The 17,667-nt window shown below is 71.2% G+C and carries 20 protein-coding genes and 2 pseudogenes; 14 read left to right on the top strand and 8 right to left on the bottom strand.

Annotation, left to right across the window (positions count from 1 at the left end; genetic code table 11):
* The first annotated feature begins 5 nt into the window (after window positions 1-5).
* Genes rutA through ACIPV1_RS08785 form a run of 7 tightly spaced genes read left to right on the top strand, consistent with a single transcriptional unit; the run spans window position 6 to window position 7,311 of the window.
* Window positions 6-1,106: a pyrimidine utilization protein A gene (gene rutA, locus ACIPV1_RS08755; protein ID WP_402726173.1), complete on the top strand. Its 1,101-nt coding sequence runs from the start codon at window positions 6-8 to the stop codon at window positions 1,104-1,106.
* On the top strand, window positions 1,103-2,014 hold the full coding sequence (locus tag ACIPV1_RS08760; RefSeq protein ID WP_402726174.1) for a carbon-nitrogen hydrolase family protein: 912 nt from the start codon (window positions 1,103-1,105) through the stop codon (window positions 2,012-2,014). The genes rutA and ACIPV1_RS08760 overlap by 4 nt, the downstream gene beginning before the upstream one ends.
* The gene (locus ACIPV1_RS08765; protein WP_402726175.1) at window positions 2,011-3,684 is read left to right on the top strand and encodes an amidase; all 1,674 of its coding nucleotides are present in this window, start codon (window positions 2,011-2,013) and stop codon (window positions 3,682-3,684) included. The genes ACIPV1_RS08760 and ACIPV1_RS08765 overlap by 4 nt, the downstream gene beginning before the upstream one ends.
* A 43-nt stretch (window positions 3,685-3,727) precedes the next feature.
* Window positions 3,728-5,185 carry an MFS transporter gene (locus ACIPV1_RS08770; RefSeq protein ID WP_165932389.1) on the top strand — a complete coding sequence of 486 codons (1,458 nt, stop codon included), beginning with the start codon at window positions 3,728-3,730 and terminating at the stop codon, window positions 5,183-5,185.
* 46 nt (window positions 5,186-5,231) lie between these two features.
* Entirely contained in the window at window positions 5,232-5,855 is a 624-nt protein-coding gene (locus ACIPV1_RS08775) for an isochorismatase family protein (RefSeq protein WP_402726176.1), read from the top strand.
* The gene (locus tag ACIPV1_RS08780; RefSeq protein ID WP_132099817.1) at window positions 5,852-6,496 is read left to right on the top strand and encodes a TetR-like C-terminal domain-containing protein; all 645 of its coding nucleotides are present in this window, start codon (window positions 5,852-5,854) and stop codon (window positions 6,494-6,496) included. The genes ACIPV1_RS08775 and ACIPV1_RS08780 overlap by 4 nt, the downstream gene beginning before the upstream one ends.
* Entirely contained in the window at window positions 6,493-7,311 is an 819-nt protein-coding gene (locus ACIPV1_RS08785) for a GntR family transcriptional regulator (protein ID WP_131846589.1), read from the top strand. Before ACIPV1_RS08780 ends, ACIPV1_RS08785 begins: the two co-directional genes overlap by 4 nt.
* 15 nt (window positions 7,312-7,326) lie before the next feature.
* Here ACIPV1_RS08785 and ACIPV1_RS08790 read toward each other — a convergent pair whose 3' ends face one another.
* The 3 genes from ACIPV1_RS08790 to ACIPV1_RS08800 form a co-directional block, all read right to left on the bottom strand.
* Entirely contained in the window at window positions 7,327-7,557 is a 231-nt protein-coding gene (locus ACIPV1_RS08790) for a helix-turn-helix domain-containing protein (RefSeq protein ID WP_402726177.1), read from the bottom strand.
* Window positions 7,557-8,168, bottom strand: coding sequence for a hypothetical protein (locus ACIPV1_RS08795; RefSeq protein WP_123291744.1), 612 nt, complete (start codon window positions 8,166-8,168; stop codon window positions 7,557-7,559). The genes ACIPV1_RS08790 and ACIPV1_RS08795 overlap by 1 nt, the downstream gene beginning before the upstream one ends.
* A gap of 93 nt (window positions 8,169-8,261) precedes the next feature.
* Window positions 8,262-9,293, bottom strand: a complete 1,032-nt coding sequence (locus ACIPV1_RS08800) for a YeiH family protein (RefSeq protein ID WP_131921412.1) — start codon at window positions 9,291-9,293, stop codon at window positions 8,262-8,264.
* Window positions 9,294-9,350: 57 nt separating this feature from the next.
* On the opposite strand from ACIPV1_RS08800, the gene ACIPV1_RS08805 reads away from it, so the two are divergent.
* On the top strand, window positions 9,351-10,034 hold the full coding sequence (locus ACIPV1_RS08805) for a hypothetical protein (protein WP_402726178.1): 684 nt from the start codon (window positions 9,351-9,353) through the stop codon (window positions 10,032-10,034).
* On the top strand, window positions 10,031-10,696 hold the full coding sequence (locus ACIPV1_RS08810; protein WP_402726179.1) for a hypothetical protein: 666 nt from the start codon (window positions 10,031-10,033) through the stop codon (window positions 10,694-10,696). Before ACIPV1_RS08805 ends, ACIPV1_RS08810 begins: the two co-directional genes overlap by 4 nt.
* Here the strand turns inward: ACIPV1_RS08810 and ACIPV1_RS08815 are convergent.
* Complete coding sequence (locus tag ACIPV1_RS08815) at window positions 10,687-11,295, bottom strand: LppP/LprE family lipoprotein (protein ID WP_402726180.1); 609 nt, start codon at window positions 11,293-11,295, stop codon at window positions 10,687-10,689. The genes ACIPV1_RS08810 and ACIPV1_RS08815 overlap by 10 nt on opposite strands.
* A 64-nt stretch (window positions 11,296-11,359) precedes the next feature.
* On the opposite strand from ACIPV1_RS08815, the gene ACIPV1_RS08820 reads away from it, so the two are divergent.
* From ACIPV1_RS08820 to ACIPV1_RS08835, 4 genes and pseudogenes are all read left to right on the top strand, one after another.
* Window positions 11,360-12,190, top strand: a complete 831-nt coding sequence (locus ACIPV1_RS08820; RefSeq protein ID WP_402726181.1) for an alpha/beta hydrolase — start codon at window positions 11,360-11,362, stop codon at window positions 12,188-12,190.
* 146 nt (window positions 12,191-12,336) lie between these two features.
* Window positions 12,337-12,681 (top strand): hypothetical protein, encoded by a 345-nt coding sequence (locus ACIPV1_RS08825; RefSeq protein WP_123939340.1) that lies wholly within the window; start codon window positions 12,337-12,339, stop codon window positions 12,679-12,681.
* Between the two features lie 75 nt (window positions 12,682-12,756).
* A pseudogene (locus tag ACIPV1_RS08830) lies at window positions 12,757-12,849 on the top strand (DivIVA domain-containing protein); the annotation flags it as partial.
* A 39-nt stretch (window positions 12,850-12,888) separates the two neighbouring features.
* Window positions 12,889-13,011 (top strand): annotated as a pseudogene (locus tag ACIPV1_RS08835) (DivIVA domain-containing protein); the annotation flags it as partial.
* 102 nt (window positions 13,012-13,113) lie between these two features.
* On the opposite strand, the gene ACIPV1_RS08840 reads toward ACIPV1_RS08835, so the two are convergent.
* From ACIPV1_RS08840 to ACIPV1_RS08850, 3 genes are all read right to left on the bottom strand, one after another.
* The gene (locus ACIPV1_RS08840) at window positions 13,114-14,265 is read right to left on the bottom strand and encodes a Gfo/Idh/MocA family protein (RefSeq protein WP_402726182.1); all 1,152 of its coding nucleotides are present in this window, start codon (window positions 14,263-14,265) and stop codon (window positions 13,114-13,116) included.
* On the bottom strand, window positions 14,262-15,095 hold the full coding sequence (locus ACIPV1_RS08845; protein WP_132099813.1) for a sugar phosphate isomerase/epimerase: 834 nt from the start codon (window positions 15,093-15,095) through the stop codon (window positions 14,262-14,264). Before ACIPV1_RS08845 ends, ACIPV1_RS08840 begins: the two co-directional genes overlap by 4 nt.
* Before the next feature lie 99 nt (window positions 15,096-15,194).
* Window positions 15,195-16,559 carry an MFS transporter gene (locus ACIPV1_RS08850; RefSeq protein WP_402726183.1) on the bottom strand — a complete coding sequence of 455 codons (1,365 nt, stop codon included), beginning with the start codon at window positions 16,557-16,559 and terminating at the stop codon, window positions 15,195-15,197.
* 132 nt (window positions 16,560-16,691) lie between these two features.
* Between ACIPV1_RS08850 and ACIPV1_RS08855 the strand changes: the two genes are divergently transcribed.
* The gene (locus ACIPV1_RS08855; RefSeq protein WP_402726184.1) at window positions 16,692-17,276 is read left to right on the top strand and encodes a TetR/AcrR family transcriptional regulator; all 585 of its coding nucleotides are present in this window, start codon (window positions 16,692-16,694) and stop codon (window positions 17,274-17,276) included.
* A gap of 132 nt (window positions 17,277-17,408) precedes the next feature.
* Here ACIPV1_RS08855 and ACIPV1_RS08860 read toward each other — a convergent pair whose 3' ends face one another.
* Window positions 17,409-17,591 carry a hypothetical protein gene (locus ACIPV1_RS08860; protein ID WP_123939346.1) on the bottom strand — a complete coding sequence of 61 codons (183 nt, stop codon included), beginning with the start codon at window positions 17,589-17,591 and terminating at the stop codon, window positions 17,409-17,411.
* Window positions 17,592-17,667 lie beyond the last annotated feature (76 nt).

Below are 17,667 nucleotides of genomic sequence, written 5' to 3' on the forward strand. Positions count from 1 at the left end.
CCCCCATGGACATCGGAGTCTTCATCCCGATCGGCAGCAACGGCTGGCTCATCTCCACCACGTCGCCCCAGTACAAGCCGTCCTTCGACCTGAACCTCGAGATCGTGCAGAAGGCCGAGGCGTACGGCTTCGACTTCGCGCTGTCGATGATCAAGCTGCACGGGTACGGCGGCCCGAGCGGGTTCTGGGACGAGAACCTCGAGTCGTTCACGCTGATGGCCGGTCTCGCCGCCCGCACCGAGCGGATCCGCCTGTTCGCCACCACCGCGGTCCTGACGATCCCGCCGGCGATCGCGGCGCGCATGGCGGCGACGGTCGACTCGATCTCGCACGGTCGCTTCGGCCTGAACCTCGTCGCGGGGTGGCAGAAGGCCGAGTACGACCAGATGGGTCTGTGGCCCGGCGACGACGTGCACTTCAAGCGCCGCTATGCCTACCAGACCGAGTACATGCAGGTCATGAAGGAGCTGTGGGAGCACGGCGAGTCCGACTTCAAGGGCGACTACTTCACGATGAACGACTGCAAGATGCTGCCGAAGCCGACCGGACACATCCCGATCGTCTCGGCCGGCCAGTCGTCGCAGGGCATGGCGTTCGCCGCCCAGTACTCCGACTACAACTTCTCGATGGGCGTCGGCGTGAACGCCCCGACCGCCTACGCCGACCAGAACAAGGCCCTCATCGAGGCGCGGGCGAAGACCGGTCGTGACGTCGGCTCGTACGTGCTGTTCATGATCATCGCCGACGAGACCGAGGAGGCCGCCCAGGCCAAGTGGGCGCTCTACAACGACGGCGTCGACGTCGAGGCGATCTCGTGGATGACGGGCCAGGCGCTCACCGACACCGAGGGTGAGGAGGGCAACACCGCCAAGCGGATCTCCCTGCCCGAGGGCGCCGTGAACATGAACATGGGCACGCTGGTCGGCTCGTACGAGCAGGTCGCTGCGATGCTCGACGAGGCCGCCGTCGTCGAGGGCACGAAGGGCATCATGGTCGTGTTCGACGACTTCCTGCAGGGCATGGACGACTTCGGCACCCGCATCCAGCCGCTGATGCGCACCCGCGAGGGCGTGGAGTCCGTTGCTCCGAGCGCGGTCACCGCATGAGCGCCGCAGGGAGCCGACCGGTCATCGAGGTCGCGGTCGTGCAGGCCGGACAGACCCCGGCCGACGGCGACGTCGCGCTCGACGAGCTCATCGCCCTGTTCGAACAGGCGGCCGAGGGCGCCGACCTCGTCGTGTTCCCCGAGCTCTGCACCACGCCCTACTTCTGCGGCGTGGTCAACGACAGCCGCAAGGCCTGGGCGCAGCCCGTCCCCGGCCCCGCGACCGCACGGTTCGCCGCCGCGGCGAAGCGTCTGGGCACCGCCGTCGCCTTCGGCCTGTACGAGGACGCGGTCGACGCGCAGTACAACAGCGCCGTGCTCATCGACGCCGACGGCACGCTCGTGCACGGCACCGACGTGCACGGCGAGCAGGTGGCGTCATACCGCAAGACCTCGATCCCGACCAACGCGATCTCCGACGTCGACGAGAAGCACTACTTCGCCGCCGGCTCCGGACCGGTCGTGTTCGACGCGCTCGGCACCCGCTTCGGGATGCTCATCTGCTACGACCGGAGCTTCCCGGAGTACTGGCTCGCATCGCGGGCCGCCGGTGCCGAGGTGATGCTCGTGCTCGTGTCGTCGATGGGCTTCCGCGAGACGCTGTTCACCCAGGAACTCCAGGTCCGCGCGCTCGAGACGCAGACGTGGATCGTCGCCCCGAACCGCGGTGGCGAGGAGACCGTCGACGGCAAGACCGTGAGCTACTTCGGTCGGTCGTCGGTCGTCTCACCGCGGGGCGACCTGGTCGTCTCGGCACCGGCCCACCAGGCGGGGCCGATCATCCGGGCCACCGTCGACGTCGGCGAGGTCGCCGCGGCACGCCACGACTTCCCGCTCGGACGCGACCGCCAGCCCGGGGTGTTCCGGTACCTCGCCGACGCCCACGCACCGGCGGCGGTCCCCGCGTGACGGACGTCGCCGCCGTGGTCCGCGGCACCATCGCCCCGCAGCTCGACCGGGCGCTGGCCGCCAGCCGCGCGAACCCGTTGCCGGCCGCCCCGTCGGCGCTGCGCGCGGAACCGGCACACAGTGCGCAGCTGTTCGGTCGGCTCCTGGGCGCAGCGATCGAGGCGGCCCCGGCCGTGGCGGCGACACCGGGCACGGGCGCCGACACGACCCCGGCCCGGCCCGCAGACGCACCGTCGGCGTCCCGCCCCGCCGCCGACCCCGCCGCCGCCTCGGTCGTCGAGCTCCTCGACGCCTACCGGACCGGCACCACCACCCCGTCGGCCGTCCTGGCCGCACTCGCCCCGCACTGGACGAGCGACGACGTCTGGTCGGACGCGGTCCTGCGCCTGGTGGACGGAGCCGAGGCAGCCGCCGCCGAGTCCACCCGCCGCTGGGCGGACGACGAGGCCCGGCCGCTCGAGGGCATCCCGTTCGCCGTGAAGGACATCATCGACGTCGCGGGGACGATCGTCACGAGCGGCTCGCTCCAGACCGGCGACCGCGTGGCCCCGGCCGACGCGACCGTCGTGGCCCGACTCCGCGCAGCCGGCGCGATCCCCGTGTTCACGGCGGCCACGACGGAGTTCGCCTGCGGTGGGCCGCACAACGCCCGCTACGGTGCCGTGCGGAACCCCTGGGACCCCGAGCGGTGGACCGGTGGCTCGTCGACCGGGTCGGGTTCGGCGCTCGCCGCCCGGATCGTCCCGTTGGCGCTCGGATCGGACACCGGCGGGTCGATCCGCGTGCCGTCCGCGCTCTGCGGCACCACCGGGATCAAGCCGACGTACGGCCTCGTGCCGCGCACCGGGGTCGCGAGCCTGTCGTGGACCCTCGACCACGTCGGACCGATGGCCCGCTCCGCCGAGGACCTCGCGCTCGTCCTGGCGGTCATCGCCGGGTCCGACGGCGAGGACCCGACGACGTTCACCGCCGTCCCGCTCATCGAGGCGGAACCGGAGCGGGTCGAGGGGCTCCGCATCGGGGTGCCGCGCGGCTGGTTCACCGAACGCGTCGACACCGCGGTGCTCGACGCCCACGCCGCCGCGACCGAGCAGTTCCGCACCCTCGGAGCGACCCTCGTGCCGATCGAGTTCGACGACCTCGAGTCGATCGACGCGGAGTGCTGGACCGTCTTCTACGGCGAACTCGCCGCGAACCAGGAGGCCAACGCCGCCACGGCCGACCTGTTCGACGCCGGGACCCGAGCCCGGTTCGACGTGTCGTTCCTGCCGACCGCGGCGGACTACCTCCGGGCGCTCCGCCGCCGCCCGCTCGTGCAGGCCGCGATGGTCGCGCGGATGGACGAGGCGGGCGTGGACGTGGTGCTCACCCCCGGCATCGGGGCCACCGCTCCGCGACTCGACGACCTGACGATGTCCGTCGACGGTGAGCGGTTCAACCTGCACGACGTCATCCCCCGGAACACCCGCCTGTTCGACTACGTGGGGTTCCCGGCACTGATGATGCCGGCGGGTACCGCGCCCGACGGTCTACCCGTCGGCGTACAGCTCGTCGCGCGGCCGTGGGACGACCGCCTGGTGCTGTCCGCGGCCGCCGCCTTCCAGCGGGTCACGACGCACCACCGCCTGGTGCCGCCGTCGTCCGCCGTGCGAGGGCCGACCGATCAGTAGCCGCACCATCGACGAGGGCGCCGCCCGACGACGCGCCTGGCAGGTGCTCTGCGCCTCGAGCCTGAGCGTCGTCCTCGTCTTCATCTCCTCGAGCGCCCTGCTCGTCGCGCTCCCCGACGTCAGCCGCGACCTCGACGCCAGCGCGGTGCAGTCCAGCTGGGTGCTCCTCAGCTACATGCTCACCACGACCACCCTGATCCTGGTCTTCGGACGGATCGCCGACCTCGTCGGTCGGCGCCGCCTGTACATCGCCGGCATCCTCGTCTTCCTGCTCGCCTCGCTCGCGTGCGGGTTCGCCCCGGACGCCGCCGTCCTGCTCGGCGCCCGGCTCGTGCAGGGCGTGGGTGCGGCGGCCATCGTCACGAACACGACCGCACTGCTCACCGACGTCTTCCCGGAGTCGATCCTGTCGCTCGGCCTCGGCCTGAACGCCACCGTCGCCGCGGTGGGGCAGGTCATCGGCCCGGTCGTGGGCGGGTTGGTCGCCGAGTCCTTCGGGTGGCGCTGGATCTTCCTCGCCGGTGTGCCGATCTCGCTCGCCGGACTCGTCTGGTCGCTCCGGTTGATCCCGCACAGCACCCGCCCCCGTTCCGGCGAGCGCCTCGACGTGCCGGGGTCGATCCTGTCGGTCGCGGCCGTCGGCCTGCTCGTCGGTGCCGTCTCGATGGGTGGCTCGATCGGCTGGTCGGCGGTGCCCGTCGTGGCGATGGCCTCGGGCGCAGTCGTCCTCGGCGGCGTGTTCGTGTGGACACAGCGCCGGGTCGCGCACCCCCTGGTCGACCCGGCGATCTTCCGCGACCGCGCCACCATCACCCTGTTCTCCGCCGCCGGGCTCTGCGCCCTGTCCAGCTACGCACTGGTGCTGCTGGCATCCCTGTCGTTCCAGGCCGTCGACGGCAAGGACGCCGTCGAGGCCGCCCTCTGGGTGCTCCCGACCCCGATCGGCACGACCGTCGCCGCCGTGACCGCGGGGTTCCTCGCCCGTCGCGTGGCCGCCAGGACCCTGTCGACCATCGGCATGCTCCTCATCGCCCTCGGCGCCGCGGTGCTCGCGGTCTCCCTCGCCGACGGCAGCGCCTACGTCGTCACCGCCACCGGCCTCGGCGCGGTCGGGGTCGGGACGGGCGTGTTCATGACGCCGAGCACGTCCGCACTGATGACCCGGGTCCCGGAACACCGACGCGGCATCGCCAACGCCATCCGCTCCGCCCTGCAGAACGCCGGCTTCCTGTTCTCGACGGCCCTCGGACTCGCGATCGCGACGGGCGGCCTGTCCGCCTCCCAGGCGGCAGCCGCCTACGACGGCAGCCTGCTCGGTCTGCCGGCCGGCGACGTCCAGGTGTTCGTCGACGGCGTCCGCGCCGCAGCGCTCACCTTCGCCGGCTGCGCGGCCCTCGGTGCACTCATCGTCGCGTTCGGTCCGTTCGGACCACCCGACCGGGAGGCACCACTCCGGCCCGACAGGTCGGGTCCGGTCCCCGAGCCGGGGGCGTCCACGTGACCGTCCCCACCCTGGCAACGACCACCCACGACGGAAGCAGGACCCCATGACCGACGACCACCAGGACTACGCGGCGGCCGGGTTCACCGGCGCGCTGCAGCCAGGACGACGCGCTGCGCTCGTCGTCGTCGACCCGGTCCGCGCCTACGTCGACCCCGACTGCGGGCTCTACGCCGGGGTCGAGGAACCCGTCGAGCGGATGCGGGAGCTCACGATCGCTGCCCGCGCCGCCGGGGTGCACGTGGCGATCACCACCATGGCGCTGTCCGCCGACGGGTCGAACGCCGGGGTGTTCTTCCGCAAGGTGCCGGCGCTCGCCGCGTACCTGCCGGGGGCGTCCACGGGGGCGTTCGTCGACGGGCTCGAACCCCAGAGCGGGGACACCCTGGTGCCCAAGCAGTACCCGAGTGCGTTCTTCGGCACCTCGCTGGCCGCCGACCTCGTCGCCCGCGGTGTGGACACCCTGTTCATCGCGGGGCTGTCGACGAGCGGGTGCATCCGCGCGACCGCCACGGACGCCATGCAGCACGGGTTCGTCCCGATCGTCGTGCGCGAGGCGGTGGGCGACCGGTTGCCGAGCGTGCACGAGGCGAACCTGTTCGACATCGCCGCCAAGATCGGCGAGGTCTGGAGCATGGACCGGGTCCTCGAGCACTGGGCCGCGGCATGAGCCCCGCGACGAGCACGGTGACGAGCACCGCGGCGCCGGTCCGCGGTCGGCCTCGGAGTGCCGCCGTCGGCGAGGCCGTCTACACGGCGTGCGTCGAGATCCTGGCCGAGGGCGACCCGCGCGCGTTCACGATCCGGGCCGTCGCCGACGCGGCCGGGGTGGGGGCGGCGACGATCTACCGGCGGTGGTCGAGCAAGGAGGTGCTGCTCACCGAGACCGTCATCCGGTTGATGGAGGAGCACATCCCCACGATCCAGGACGCCCCGATCGCCGAGGGGGTCCTCGGGCTCACCCGGGGGTGGGTGCACGCCCTGGTCGCGACGCCGGTCGGCCGCGCACTCCCGCTCATCGTGGAGACCGCGTCGCACGAGCCGCGCGTCGCCGAGGCCGTCACCGAGTGGCACCTGGACCGGCGGCTGCGGGTGAACGCGATGCTGCAGCGGGCGATGGACGCCGGCGACCTGCGTCCGGACGTCGACCTCGGCATCGCCGTCGACCTGCTCGGCGGACCGACGTTCTACCGACGCGTGTTCGTCTCACTCGACATCCAGGCGCCCGACTACCCGGTGCGCCTGGCCCGGGAGTTCCTGCGGTGGGCCGGCTGGACCGGCGACGTCTCGACGGTGGGGGTGGCCTCGTGACCGGGATCGTGCCGGAGGAGTTCGCCCCGACCGCGGCCTGGACCGACATGGGCGTCGGGACGACCCCGTCGGCGCCGGGGCACTGGATCGGGTTCAACCGACGCTCCGACGCAGCGCGCCAGGTCTCCGATCTGATCCGGGCCGACATCGTCGCCGGCCGGTTCACCGGCCCGCTGCCGTACGAGTGGGAGTTGCTCGACCTGTACGGCACGACGCGGAACGTCCTGCGGGCTGCGCTGACCTTGCTCAAGGAACAGCGACTGCTCACCCGTGCACCGCGATCCGGCACGTTCGGTGTCCGGCCCGTCGCCTCGGTGAGCCTGGCCCGCACGTCCGACGAGGTCACGATCTACGGCGAGACGGCCGGCGGCAGCGTGTTCGAGTCACCCCGGCTCAGCATCGTGCACCTGTGCGTGCAGCAGGTGACCGCGCCGGAGACCGTCCGACGCAACCTGCAGATGACCGGCAGCAGCGCGTTCTTCGTCGAGAGCCTCATCTCGTTCGACGGCGAACCGAGCCGGGTCCGGACGAGCTGGGTCCCGCACGAGCGCTTCCCCGACCTGGTCGCCGAACCGCTCACCGAGTACGTGCCGGACGTGCTGGTCCGGAAGGCCGGTGCGCGTCCGGAGGCTCGGCGGCTGCTGCTGAGCACCGTGAACGCCGACCAGTGGACGGCCGACCTGCTGGACATCGATCCCGGGCAGGCGATCTTCCACATCGAACGGCTGATGTGCCTGGCGGACGGGACGCCCGTCGAGTACGGGTTCTCGCGGTACCGCGGCGACCGGGCGGTGATCGACTCGCGGATCATCTGAACGGTGCGTCCGCGCTCAGTCGATCCGTACCGAGAAGACGTCGCCCGGCTGGCACCCGAGCTCCTGGCAGAGCCGGGTGAGGGTGGAGAACCGGATCGCGCGTGCCCGGTTGTTCTTCAGCACCGACAGGTTCACCACGGTCACCCCGACCCGGTCGGCGAGCTCGGTCAGCGTCATGCCACGAGCGGCGAGCAGCTCGTCGAGGTGGCAGACGACCGCGTGGCCGTCCTCCTGTTCCGGGGGCATCAGACCAGCCCGGACTGGTCGCGCACCATCCGCTGCGAGGCGGTCAGGGCGAACCGGAAGCAGATGACGACGAGCAGGCCGAGGTACACCGGCACGAACTGGTGGTCGACGTCGGGCGTCGGGAGACGACCGTCCCAGCCGAGCCCCGACACCACCCAGTTCCACCCCATCCGGCGGACGAACTGGGGCACGAACCCGGCCACCAGCACCGCAGCCGCGAGCCAGTCGAGGATGCGGGTCGTCGACCGGTCGAACAGCCCGCCGCGCGAGATCTTCCACGCCACCGCGGCGACGAGGGCGATGAGCGCACTGACGAACAGGACCTCGAGCGCGTCACCGACCCGGATGTACCCGATCGCCCCGGCCGGCACGTCCGCGATCGGGGCCCGGAGCACGAGGTGTTCGGCGGTGACGGTCGCACCACCGGGCGGCTGCGGGACCTCGCTCGTCGCGGTCATCCGGACGGGCACCGACACCGTCCCGGAGCTGAGCGAGCGGACGAGCAGGTCGACGTACCGCCAGACGACGAGCGCGATGCCGATCACGCAGCAGGCGACGTAGGCGAGGTAGGAGTTCCGCCCGCGGGGCGGTTCGTACACGGGTGCGGTCATGGCGTCTTCCCCTGTCGATCATCGATACCATCGAATTTCGATACAACGATAAACGATGGGTCGGATCGGTGCAAGACCCCGCCCGGCTCCGACCTACAGCAGGCCGAACACAGCCTGCGCGCCGAGGCTCGTGCCCGCCACGAGCACCCAGAGCGCGATGCCGAGCAGCATCGGACGGAACCCGGCACGTCGCAGCGCCGCGAAGTCCGTCGAGCAGCCGATCGCCGCGAGCGCCACCGTGATGAGGAACGACGCCGCGGTCGAGAATCCCGGAGCAGCGTCAGCCGGCAGCACCCCGACGGTCCGGAGCAGCACCACCACCAGGAACCCGATCAGGAACCACGGGACCAACCGGAACACACGGAACCCGCTGCGCGACCCCGTGTCGGGCGCGAGCTGCTCGCGGGAGGCGCGTCGGGCCTCCAGTCCGGCCAGCCCGATGACGATCGGGATGATCATCAGGGTCCGCACCAGCTTCACGACGACCGCCGTGTCGGTCGCCTGGCGACCGTAGACCGTCGCGGTGGCGACGACGGACGACGTGTCGTTCACCGCAGTGCCCGCGAACACGCCGAAGGCGTGCTGGCTGAGGCCGAGGGCGTGGCCGAGCAGGGGGAAGGCGAACACCGCGGCGATGTTGCAGAGGAAGATCGTCGACATCGCGTAGGCGACGTCCGCGCTGACCGCACCGATGACGGGCGTGACGGCCGCGATCGCGGACGCACCGCAGATGCCGGTCCCCACGCCGATCAGGGTGCGGAGGGCGCTCGACACCCGCAACAGACGGCCGATCCCCCAGGCGGCACCGAGGCACACCACGAGGGTCGTCAGCATGACCGGCAGGGTCTCGCCGCCGATGCGCAGGACCTCGCCGATCGACAGCTGCGCGCCGAGCAGCACCACCGCAAACTGCAGCACACGGCTCGACGAGAACTTCACGCCGGGAGCGAGCACGGCGAGGGTGCCGCCGGTGCGCCGACGGACGAGCCAACCGAGCACCGCGCCGATCAGGACGGCGGGGACGGGTCCGCCCACGACCGGGACGACCGATCCGATCAGGGTCGCGACGAGGCCGATCGCGACGGCGACGGCGACACCGGGTGCGGTGGTGCGGGCGAACTGCATGGGAACAGCATCTCGTGCTCGCGGCCGTCGTGCGGTCCAGCCGGGCAGGATGGTGCGGTGGAGTACTCGGGCGAGCGGTGGGTGCAGCGGCTGCGCGACGGCGAGATGCCGAAGCGGTGGCCGTTCCTGGTCGGCCTCACGATCGTCACGGTGGCCGGCGGGATCGGGGTGTACTTCTCGGCGACCCACCTCGACGGCATCCTGCACTCGGACGCCCGACGCCCCTTCGCCGTGCCGTTGTTCTCGGTGCTGCTGCTCGGGTTCGGGCCCGTGGCCGCGGTGCTGTCCTGGCTGCGCGGGCGGCGCGACCGCGTGGTGCTGGACCGGATCCGCCGGAACGGGACCACAACGCGCTTCCACCTGCCCGTCCTCCGCTCGGGCCCGTACGCCGCCGACGACTTCCCGGACCCGAGGCCGGAGCTGTGGACGGTCGACGCGGCGGGTCTCCACGCGTGGTCACCCGAGCGCGACGATCCCGTGTTCGACCTGGTGTGGGACGACGTCAGGACGATCGAGCTGGCCTCGACGGACGTCCGCGGACAACGCACCGACACCGGGATCTGGATCGTCACCGAGGCGGTGGGCCGGTTCGTGCTGCTGCCGCGCGCAGTCATCGGGCGGCCGTTCGGCGCGAGCGTGACGAGGATCCACATCCTGATGCAGGTGCTCCGGTCGCTGCGGCGGGAGCTCGATCCGCACCACGACACCGGGCGCTCCGGTCGAGCCCCGGCCGATCGATGACGACACCCGACGAGCAGTGGGTGCAGCGGCTGCGTGACGGCGAGATGCCGAAGCGGTGGCCGGTCCTGCTCGTGGCCGCGGTGACGACGGCCGCGGGGCTCGGCGTGCTCGTCGCCGAGTTCGCGTCGCCGGACTTCCTGCGCGGTCTCGACAGCGCCCGCACACAGGCCAACTTCGTCCTGTGGCCGCTGCTCGTCGCCGGGTTCGGCCTGCTGCTGGCGGTGGTGACCTGGAGCGCCGGTCGGACCGATCGCCGCACCATGGCACGGATCCGGGAACGCCGCGCGCCCCGGTTCCACCTGCCGGTCTCCGCGTCGGGGTTGCGGGCAACCGACGACCTGCCGGGCCCCCGACCTGAGATCTGGACCGTCGACGCGTCCGGTCTGCACGCGTGGGCGCCGTCGCGGGCGGAGCCGGTGTTCGACCTGCCTTGGACCCGCATCCGGAAGTTCTCCGTCGCCACGAAGGACGCACGCGGACAACGGGTCGACTTCGGCGTCTGGATCAGCACGACGGTCGGCGAGGACGTCGTGGTGGAGCCACGACCAGCGCTCGGACGCGGGTTCGAGGGCGGCCCGGACGAGCTCGCGACGATCGTTCGGGTCCTCCGCGCACTGCAGCGCGAGCTCGGCGGTCGGGGTGCTGCCGCCGATCAGCCCTGAGCGGGCGGGACCTCGCCGGTCATGTCGACGCGCTCGGTGCCGTCGTTCCAGATGTACGTCGCGGTGGTGCGACCGGAGGCGTCAGCGTTCGCCTCGTTCTCCTTCGCGTACGTGTAGGTGACCTTGATCGAGGCGTCGGCCAACCGCTCGACCGTCGGCTCGAACGCGTACTGCTCGGAGGTCGCGGTGCCGAGGTACCGGCCCTGGTGGAAGAGCAGGATCGCGTACGGCGACCCGGCGGTGCCGAACTCGGGCGCGACGACGGACCAGGACAGTGAGGCGCAGGCGTCGTAGCCGGTGTAGTCGGCGTTCGCAGCGTCCCACTTGGTGTCCTCGAGGCCGGCGGGTGACGGCAGCGCAGCGATCCCCGCTGCTGCTGCTTCGGAGCCGGTCGCGGGACCACAGGTCGGGGTGGGGGTCGGCGTCGGTGTCGGCGTGCTCGTCGGCGTCGGGGTGGCTGCCGTGTCCGTCGGCGCCGCGGTCACGGTCTCGGTGACGGTCGGGGCCGCGTCGCCACCGTCCCCGCCACCGGAGCAGCCGGTCAGCAGGGCGACCACGGCGGCGCCGGTCAAGATCAGGGCAGTCTTCGAGGTGCGCACCACTCCACGGTGCACCGACCGCGGTGTCGGCGCTCGCATCGTTACCGACCCGTAGTCTGCTGGCATGCGGGGAGAGGGCATCGGGGCGTCGGTGGGGACGGTCGACGTCATGGACGACGTGCTCCCCGGCCCGCACGGACCGGTCCCGATCCGGCGCTACCGACCGCAGGATCCGGCAGCCGCTCCGGCCCTGGTCTGGCTGCACGGCGGCGGGTTCTTCCGGGGCGACCTGGACCTGCCCGAGTCGGACGCCGTGGCAGGGGCACTCAGCGCCCGCGGCATCCCGGTGGTCACCGTCGACTACCGCCTCGGTCCGCTGCCCGGCATGCCCTGGATCGGGCGGACGGGTCCACGAGCACGCCGACGTGCACCGCATGCGCGCGACGAGGTCGTGGCGGTGCTCCGCTCCCTCGCAGAGGAGGGTCCGGCCGGGCTGGTGCTCGGTGGCGCGAGCGCTGGAGCGTGCCTCGCCGCCACCGCGATCCCTCACGGACCCGCGCTGGCCGGCACCGTGCTCGTGTACGGGTTCTTCCACGCGCGGATCCCCCGCGACCCAGCGGTGCAGCGTCTCGTGCGCGGGCACCGGCGGATCACGCACGCTCCACTGTTGCTCGACGCCGCGAACCGCACCTACGCCGGGCCGCTCGGCGCCGGAGCGTTCCCGGCACCGGAGGACCTCAGCACGTTCCCGCGCGCCCTGATGCTCGACGCCGAGCGGGACACGATGCGCGCATCCGGCGACCGGTTCGCACGGCAACTCGGTGCCGCGGGGGTCGATCTCGAACGGCACGTCCTGCCCGACAGCCGGCACGCCTTCCTCAACCGACCGGACAGCATCGACTTCGCGGCTGCCGTCGACCTGATCGCTTCGTGGATGGTCCGTCGGCCCGTCTGAACGTTCGAGCGTGTGCGACCGTCGGACATTCCGGTGACGCCACGACGAACCGGACGTATTCTGCTGTCGGAAGCAACGGCGGTTCCGAACACCCTTCGCCACGTTCACCGTCGTGGCGTCCCGCCTCTGTGACGAAGAGTCCTACTGTGACCGAACACCTCATCGAGTACGTCGCCCGTGACCGCACGGGCATCACCGCCGTCGTGACGACCACCAGCGTCATCGACGTCGACACCGTGATCCAGCACATCCGCTCCGGCCACACCGGCTACTACGTGGCTGCCGACTCCTGGAAGCGCACACCGGTCCGGAGCATGTCGTTCATCGGCGGCACCTACCTGTTCGCGAACTGGGACGGCTCGAAGCGGAACATGCTGCACGACCTGGCGTTCCGGTCGCCGACGCGCGCGGTCCCGACCGCGCCGCCGTCAGAGTCCCGCTTCGCGCGGTTCCTCGACGCCGTGTTCGGCCGCCGGCTCCCACAGCGCTGAGCTGCCAGTACCGCCGCTGCCCCTACCCGTTCGCAGGCCCGTGAGAGCATGACGGGCATGCAGAAGGGGGAGCAGATGCTCGCGAAGGACGTGTCCGACAAGCGGTTCCGACCGACGAAGTGGCGGGAGGGCTACGACCAGGGCGAGGTCGATGCGTTCCTCGACCGGATCCAGACCACCCTCGCCGGGTACGAGCAGGGGCGGTCGGTGGATCCGCTCACACCGGAGCAGGTGACCGCCGCCCGGTTCCAGCCCACGAAGTTCCGCGAGGGCTACGACCAGGACCAGGTCGACGACTTCCTCGACGAGGTCGTCGTCGCCCTCCGCCAACACGCGGTGCGCTGAGACCGACACCGACGCAGAACGACATCCCCGTCGTCGTGCGACAACGGGGATGTCGTTCCGGGTCGATCCCGGCAGTCGATCCAGGCCTCAGACCTGCGCGCCCTCCAGCGTCGCCGCGAGCGGGTCGAAGTCCTCGGGCAGCGACGCGATCGGTGCGACGGTCGACTCGACCTCGATGAACGAGCGGGCGGCGACGGACTCCTCGACCGCGACCATGGTGTCGAGCACGTGGTACCCGACCTCACCGGTCGCGATGTGCGAGCCTCCGCCACGGATGGCCCGCGCCATGTCGAGCACGCCGAGCCCACGGCCGACGGTGGGCTCCTCGTCGAGCAGGACCTCGAAGTCCTGCGAGAAGGGGAACGTCGCGTCCGCGGTCAGCGGTCGCGCGATCCGGATCGGGTGCCCGCCACCGAACGTGTTCGGGTCGGGCAGGACGATCGTGCCCTCGGTCCCGTTGACCTCGAACACGCCGTGCCGGAACAGCGGGGTGTCGAACGACAGCAGCGACTGTGCGTTGCCACCCTGCTCGAACGAGGTCAGGACGGAGACGTGGGTCGGCACCTCGACGGGGAACGAGTCGCCCGCGTTCGGTCCGACGACCAACTGCCGCGTCGACCGCGACTGAGACCCAGTCGCGACGACCGAGTCGATCGGTCCGAGCAGGTGCACGAGCGCCGTGAAGTAGTACGGGCCGATGTCGAACAGCGGGCCCGCGCCCTTGGCGTAGAGGAACGACGCGTTCGGGTGGAACACGTCCGGCCCCTGCCACTGCATGCTCGTGACCGCGGTGAGCGGGGTGCCGATCGCGCCCGCCTCGATCGCGCGCTTGGCGGTCTGCCACCCCGGGCCGAGCACGGTGTCCGGCGCGATGCCGAGCTTCAGACCGAGGGAGTCGGCGAGTTCGACGAGCGATGCGGCTGAGGCACGATCCACGCCGATCGGCTTCTCGCTCCACACGTGCTTGCCGGCACGCAGTGCGTCCATCGAGACGGCGACGTGCGTGGCGGGGAGCGTCAGGTTGATGACGATCTCGACGTCGGGGTCGGCGAGCACGGATGCGCCGTCGCCCGAGGCCGCGACACCCCACTTCGAAGCCGACGCCGCGGCGCGCTCCGTGTCGATGTCGCCGATCCGGACGACCTCGACGTCGGGGAACGTCGTGAGGTTCGCCAGGTACTGCTCGCTGATCATGCCGGCGCCGATGAAGCCGATGCCGACGCGTCCGGTGCGGGTCATGCGGACACCTCCGACGCGGACGACGAACCGGCCGGCGCGAGCTGCGCCGCGAGCCACTCGTACGACTGCTGCACACCGTCGAAGACGTCCCCGTCGAACCCGTCGAACTCGATGACGGCGTACTCGAGGGCCGTCGCCGCACGCAGCGCCTCGGCGAGCCGGACGTCGCCCTGGCCGGCCGGGGTCTGGTCGGTGGGGATCGTCGCGGTGGAGATGTCGTCGCGCATCGGACCGTCCTTGACGTGCACGGCGACGATGCGGTCACCGAGCTCCTCGATGAACGCGACGACGTCGATGCCCGCGGCCGATGCCCAGTACAGGTCGAGCTCGAGCACCACGGCCGGGTCGAGCAGCGACGCGAGCACCTGCAGCGCGGGCTGCCCGTCGATCTGCGGCCGGAGCTCGTGGTCGTGGTTGTGGTAGCCGACGCGCAGACCGTGCTCGGCGGCCTCGACGGCGGCGGCGTTCAGTCGTGCGGCGACGCGCTCGACGCCCTCGCGGGTCGTCCACGCGTCGGGTCCGACGAACGGGTCGATGACGATCTCGAGGCCGAGTTCCTTCGCCGCGGCGAAGGTGTCGGCGTGCGACGGAGCGGTCATCACGGTGCCGTCCGGCAGCGGGATGGTCTCCTCGACCAGGAACGCGTGGCCGGTCTTCGCGGTGATGCCGTGGGCGTCGAACGCGGACTTGAGCTGCGCTGCTCGGTCCACGAACGCGAACGCTTCGACGGTGTCGAAGCCGATCTCGGCCAGGCGGCGGACGCCGCCGTCGAGGTCGGGCTCCAGCGCGGCGTTCACCGTGTAGAGCTGCAGGGAGATGGCGGGAGCCATGTCGGGTCCTTTCCGGGGGTGGTACAGGTGACTGCCTGGAGGCGCGACTCGCGTTGCGGACGCGAGTCGCGCCTCCCGGCCGCTGGTTTGGTGCGTTGCCTACCGGACCGACTTGATCGGCAGGATCACGAGGGCGCCGAGGATGACGGCGACGCCGGCACCCCAGAGCATGAGCGTGTAGTTCTGACCACCGCCGATGCCGAGCAGGAACAGGCCGACGGCCGGAGCGAGCGACTGCGGCAGCGCGTTCGCGATGTTGATGACGCCGAGGTCCTTGCCGGGGCGTTCCGGGTCGGGCAGCACGTCGACGATCAGGGCGGTGTCGATGGCAGCGTAGATGCCGAAGGCGAAGCCGAGGACGATCTCGGCGAAGTAGAAGCCGCCGACGGTGTCGACGTGGGCCAGGATCACGAGGCCGACCGCGGTCAGTGCGGTGGAGCCCCAGACGAAGACCTTGCGGCGCTGGACGCGGTCCGACACCCAGCCGGAGACGGCGGCGCTGACGAGCAGGGCGACCGTGTACAGCAGGACACCGAACGCGACGACCCCGACGGCCTCGGCCTGCGGCAAACCGATGCGGTCCTGCATGTAGAGCAGGCGGTACGTCGTGAACATGAACGTGCCGAAGGTGATGAGGAAGCGACCCCACCATGCCAGGCCGAAGTCCGGGTGCTTGATCGGGTTGGTCCAGAACGAGCTGATCAGGTTGATCCAGCTGAACGGCTTGACCGGCGTCGTCGGCAGTTCGTCGCGGGCCACGAAGCAGTAGACGAGGATCGCGATGATCGCCAGGACACCCGGGGCGATGAAGAGGACCGGCAGGTTCCCGACCAGGTACACGGCGAGGTACAGGCCGGCGAGGATCGCGATGTTCTGCGCCAGGGCGATGACGCTCGAGGCCTTGCCGCGCTGGAACTCCGGCACGTTGTCGGCGAAGCTCGCGGTCAGCGTGGCGAGGACGGCGTTCGCCGTGACCTGCGCGAGGACCCAGGCCAGCGTGAGCTGCAGGACGTTCGGCGAGAACGCGAGCCAGGCGAGCGAACCGACGAAGACGATGACGCCGCCGAGCATCCACGGGCGTCGGCGTCCCCACCGGCTGCGCGTGCGGTCGGAGATCGCGCCGAACAGCGGGTTGGCGAACAGCGCGCCGAGGGCACCGAACGGCAGGACGGAGCCGACCACGGTCTCGGGGCTCGTGGGGTTGAGCTCGGTCGCCTTGATCGACATGCTCACGAAGACCGGCGTGAGCAGGGCGACGAACAGGCCGAACTGGGCGAAGCTGAGGCCCCAGAGGTAGCCGCGGCCCACACGCATCGTGCTGACGGACTGCGTGATCCCCTCGACCGAGAACGCTCGGGGCGCCGCGGCGTCCGAGGCGGTGGCACCGGCGGCTGCGGTGACCGCTGGCGATGCGGTCCCGGCGATGCCGCGGGTGGGTTCTTCCTTCGACGTCGGTGTCGACATGACTCCTCCTCGAGTCATAGGGGGCTTCGGGGCCCTCGAATACCTAGTGCTGCTAGGTGATCGGGACTGTAGCACCGGAAACCTCCGACCGGAAGTTTTTGTCCCGATTGTTGCGCCGGTACATTGGCACGCGTGACCTCCAACGATGGAATCGGCACCAGGGGCCCCTACGCCAAGGGCGTGCAGCGTCGGCGGGAGATCCTCGACCAGACGCTCGACGTCGTCGCCTCGCGCGGGATCGACGGCACCTCGCTGCGCGCCATCGGCGATGCGATCGGGGTCTCGCACGCGGCACTGAAGCACTACTTCTCGTCACGCGAAGCGCTGCTGGTCGAGGTCCTGCGGGAACGCGATGCCGCCTCGGACCGGGCGCTCGGCGACACGGCCGGGGTCTTCACCCGACTGACCTTCGTCGCCGACCGGAACGTCAGCGAGCCGGCACTCGTGACGCTCTACACGACCCTCCTCGGGGCGTCGGTGGAGTCCGGCAACGAGACGGCGCGGGAGTTCTTCGCCGCACGGTTCGACGAGGCGCGGGGGAACCTGGTCGCCCAGCTGCACGACGAGCTCGCGGCGTCGGGGCGGCACTCGGACGCCGACCTCGAGCAGGTGGCGTCGCTCATCATCGCGGCGTTCGACGGGCTGCAGGTGCAGTGGCTGCTGGACCGGAACGTGGACATCGCGGGGACGCTGCGGTTGCTGGAGCGGGTGTTGTAGGGGACTTTCGGGCGGTCGGGGGTCGACTCAGAACGACACCGGGCCGACTCGTAACGACACCGGGTCGACTCGGAACGACGTCCTCGTCGTCGTACGACAACGAGGACGTCGTTCCGAGTCGACGAACGACCCCTACTCCTCGCCGTCCTCTTCCGGGTTGAAGTGCGAGTCGTCCCCGACGTGCCCAGCGGCGAGGCCGTCCGGGTCGTTGGGGATGGTGTTGTCGTCGCCGAGCCCGCCCGGCTTCTCGGTGCCCTCGGAGTCGTTCACGGGGGCCTTGGCGTCGTCGTCGTGCGTGTTGCTGCTGTCGGTCATGGTCTGCTCCAGTGCAGTGGTCGAACCGGGGGCGACGCCCCCGGCAGGTGCTGACCTCGGACGCTACGTGCCGCTG

Source organism: Curtobacterium sp. NPDC089991 (assembly GCF_044748425.1).
In the GTDB taxonomy this organism is placed as follows: Bacteria; Actinomycetota; Actinomycetes; order Actinomycetales; family Microbacteriaceae; genus Curtobacterium.

Bases quoted from the DNA above. Each gene is read 5' to 3' on its own strand.
- ACIPV1_RS08780 (WP_132099817.1), top strand. From the start codon at position 5,852: ATGAGCCCCGCGACGAGCACGGTGACGAGCACCGCGGCGCCGGTCCGC.
- ACIPV1_RS08790 (WP_402726177.1), bottom strand. From the start codon at position 7,557: ATGCCCCCGGAACAGGAGGACGGCCACGCGGTCGTCTGCCACCTCGAC.
- ACIPV1_RS08840 (WP_402726182.1), bottom strand. From the start codon at position 14,265: ATGACCCGCACCGGACGCGTCGGCATCGGCTTCATCGGCGCCGGCATG.
- ACIPV1_RS08810 (WP_402726179.1), top strand. From the start codon at position 10,031: ATGACGACACCCGACGAGCAGTGGGTGCAGCGGCTGCGTGACGGCGAG.
- ACIPV1_RS08845 (WP_132099813.1), bottom strand. From the start codon at position 15,095: ATGGCTCCCGCCATCTCCCTGCAGCTCTACACGGTGAACGCCGCGCTG.
- ACIPV1_RS08800 (WP_131921412.1), bottom strand. From the start codon at position 9,293: ATGCAGTTCGCCCGCACCACCGCACCCGGTGTCGCCGTCGCCGTCGCG.
- ACIPV1_RS08760 (WP_402726174.1), top strand. From the start codon at position 1,103: ATGAGCGCCGCAGGGAGCCGACCGGTCATCGAGGTCGCGGTCGTGCAG.
- ACIPV1_RS08860 (WP_123939346.1), bottom strand. From the start codon at position 17,591: ATGACCGACAGCAGCAACACGCACGACGACGACGCCAAGGCCCCCGTG.
- rutA (WP_402726173.1), top strand. From the start codon at position 6: ATGGACATCGGAGTCTTCATCCCGATCGGCAGCAACGGCTGGCTCATC.
- ACIPV1_RS08775 (WP_402726176.1), top strand. From the start codon at position 5,232: ATGACCGACGACCACCAGGACTACGCGGCGGCCGGGTTCACCGGCGCG.
- ACIPV1_RS08850 (WP_402726183.1), bottom strand. From the start codon at position 16,559: ATGTCGACACCGACGTCGAAGGAAGAACCCACCCGCGGCATCGCCGGG.
- ACIPV1_RS08795 (WP_123291744.1), bottom strand. From the start codon at position 8,168: ATGACCGCACCCGTGTACGAACCGCCCCGCGGGCGGAACTCCTACCTC.
- ACIPV1_RS08820 (WP_402726181.1), top strand. From the start codon at position 11,360: ATGCGGGGAGAGGGCATCGGGGCGTCGGTGGGGACGGTCGACGTCATG.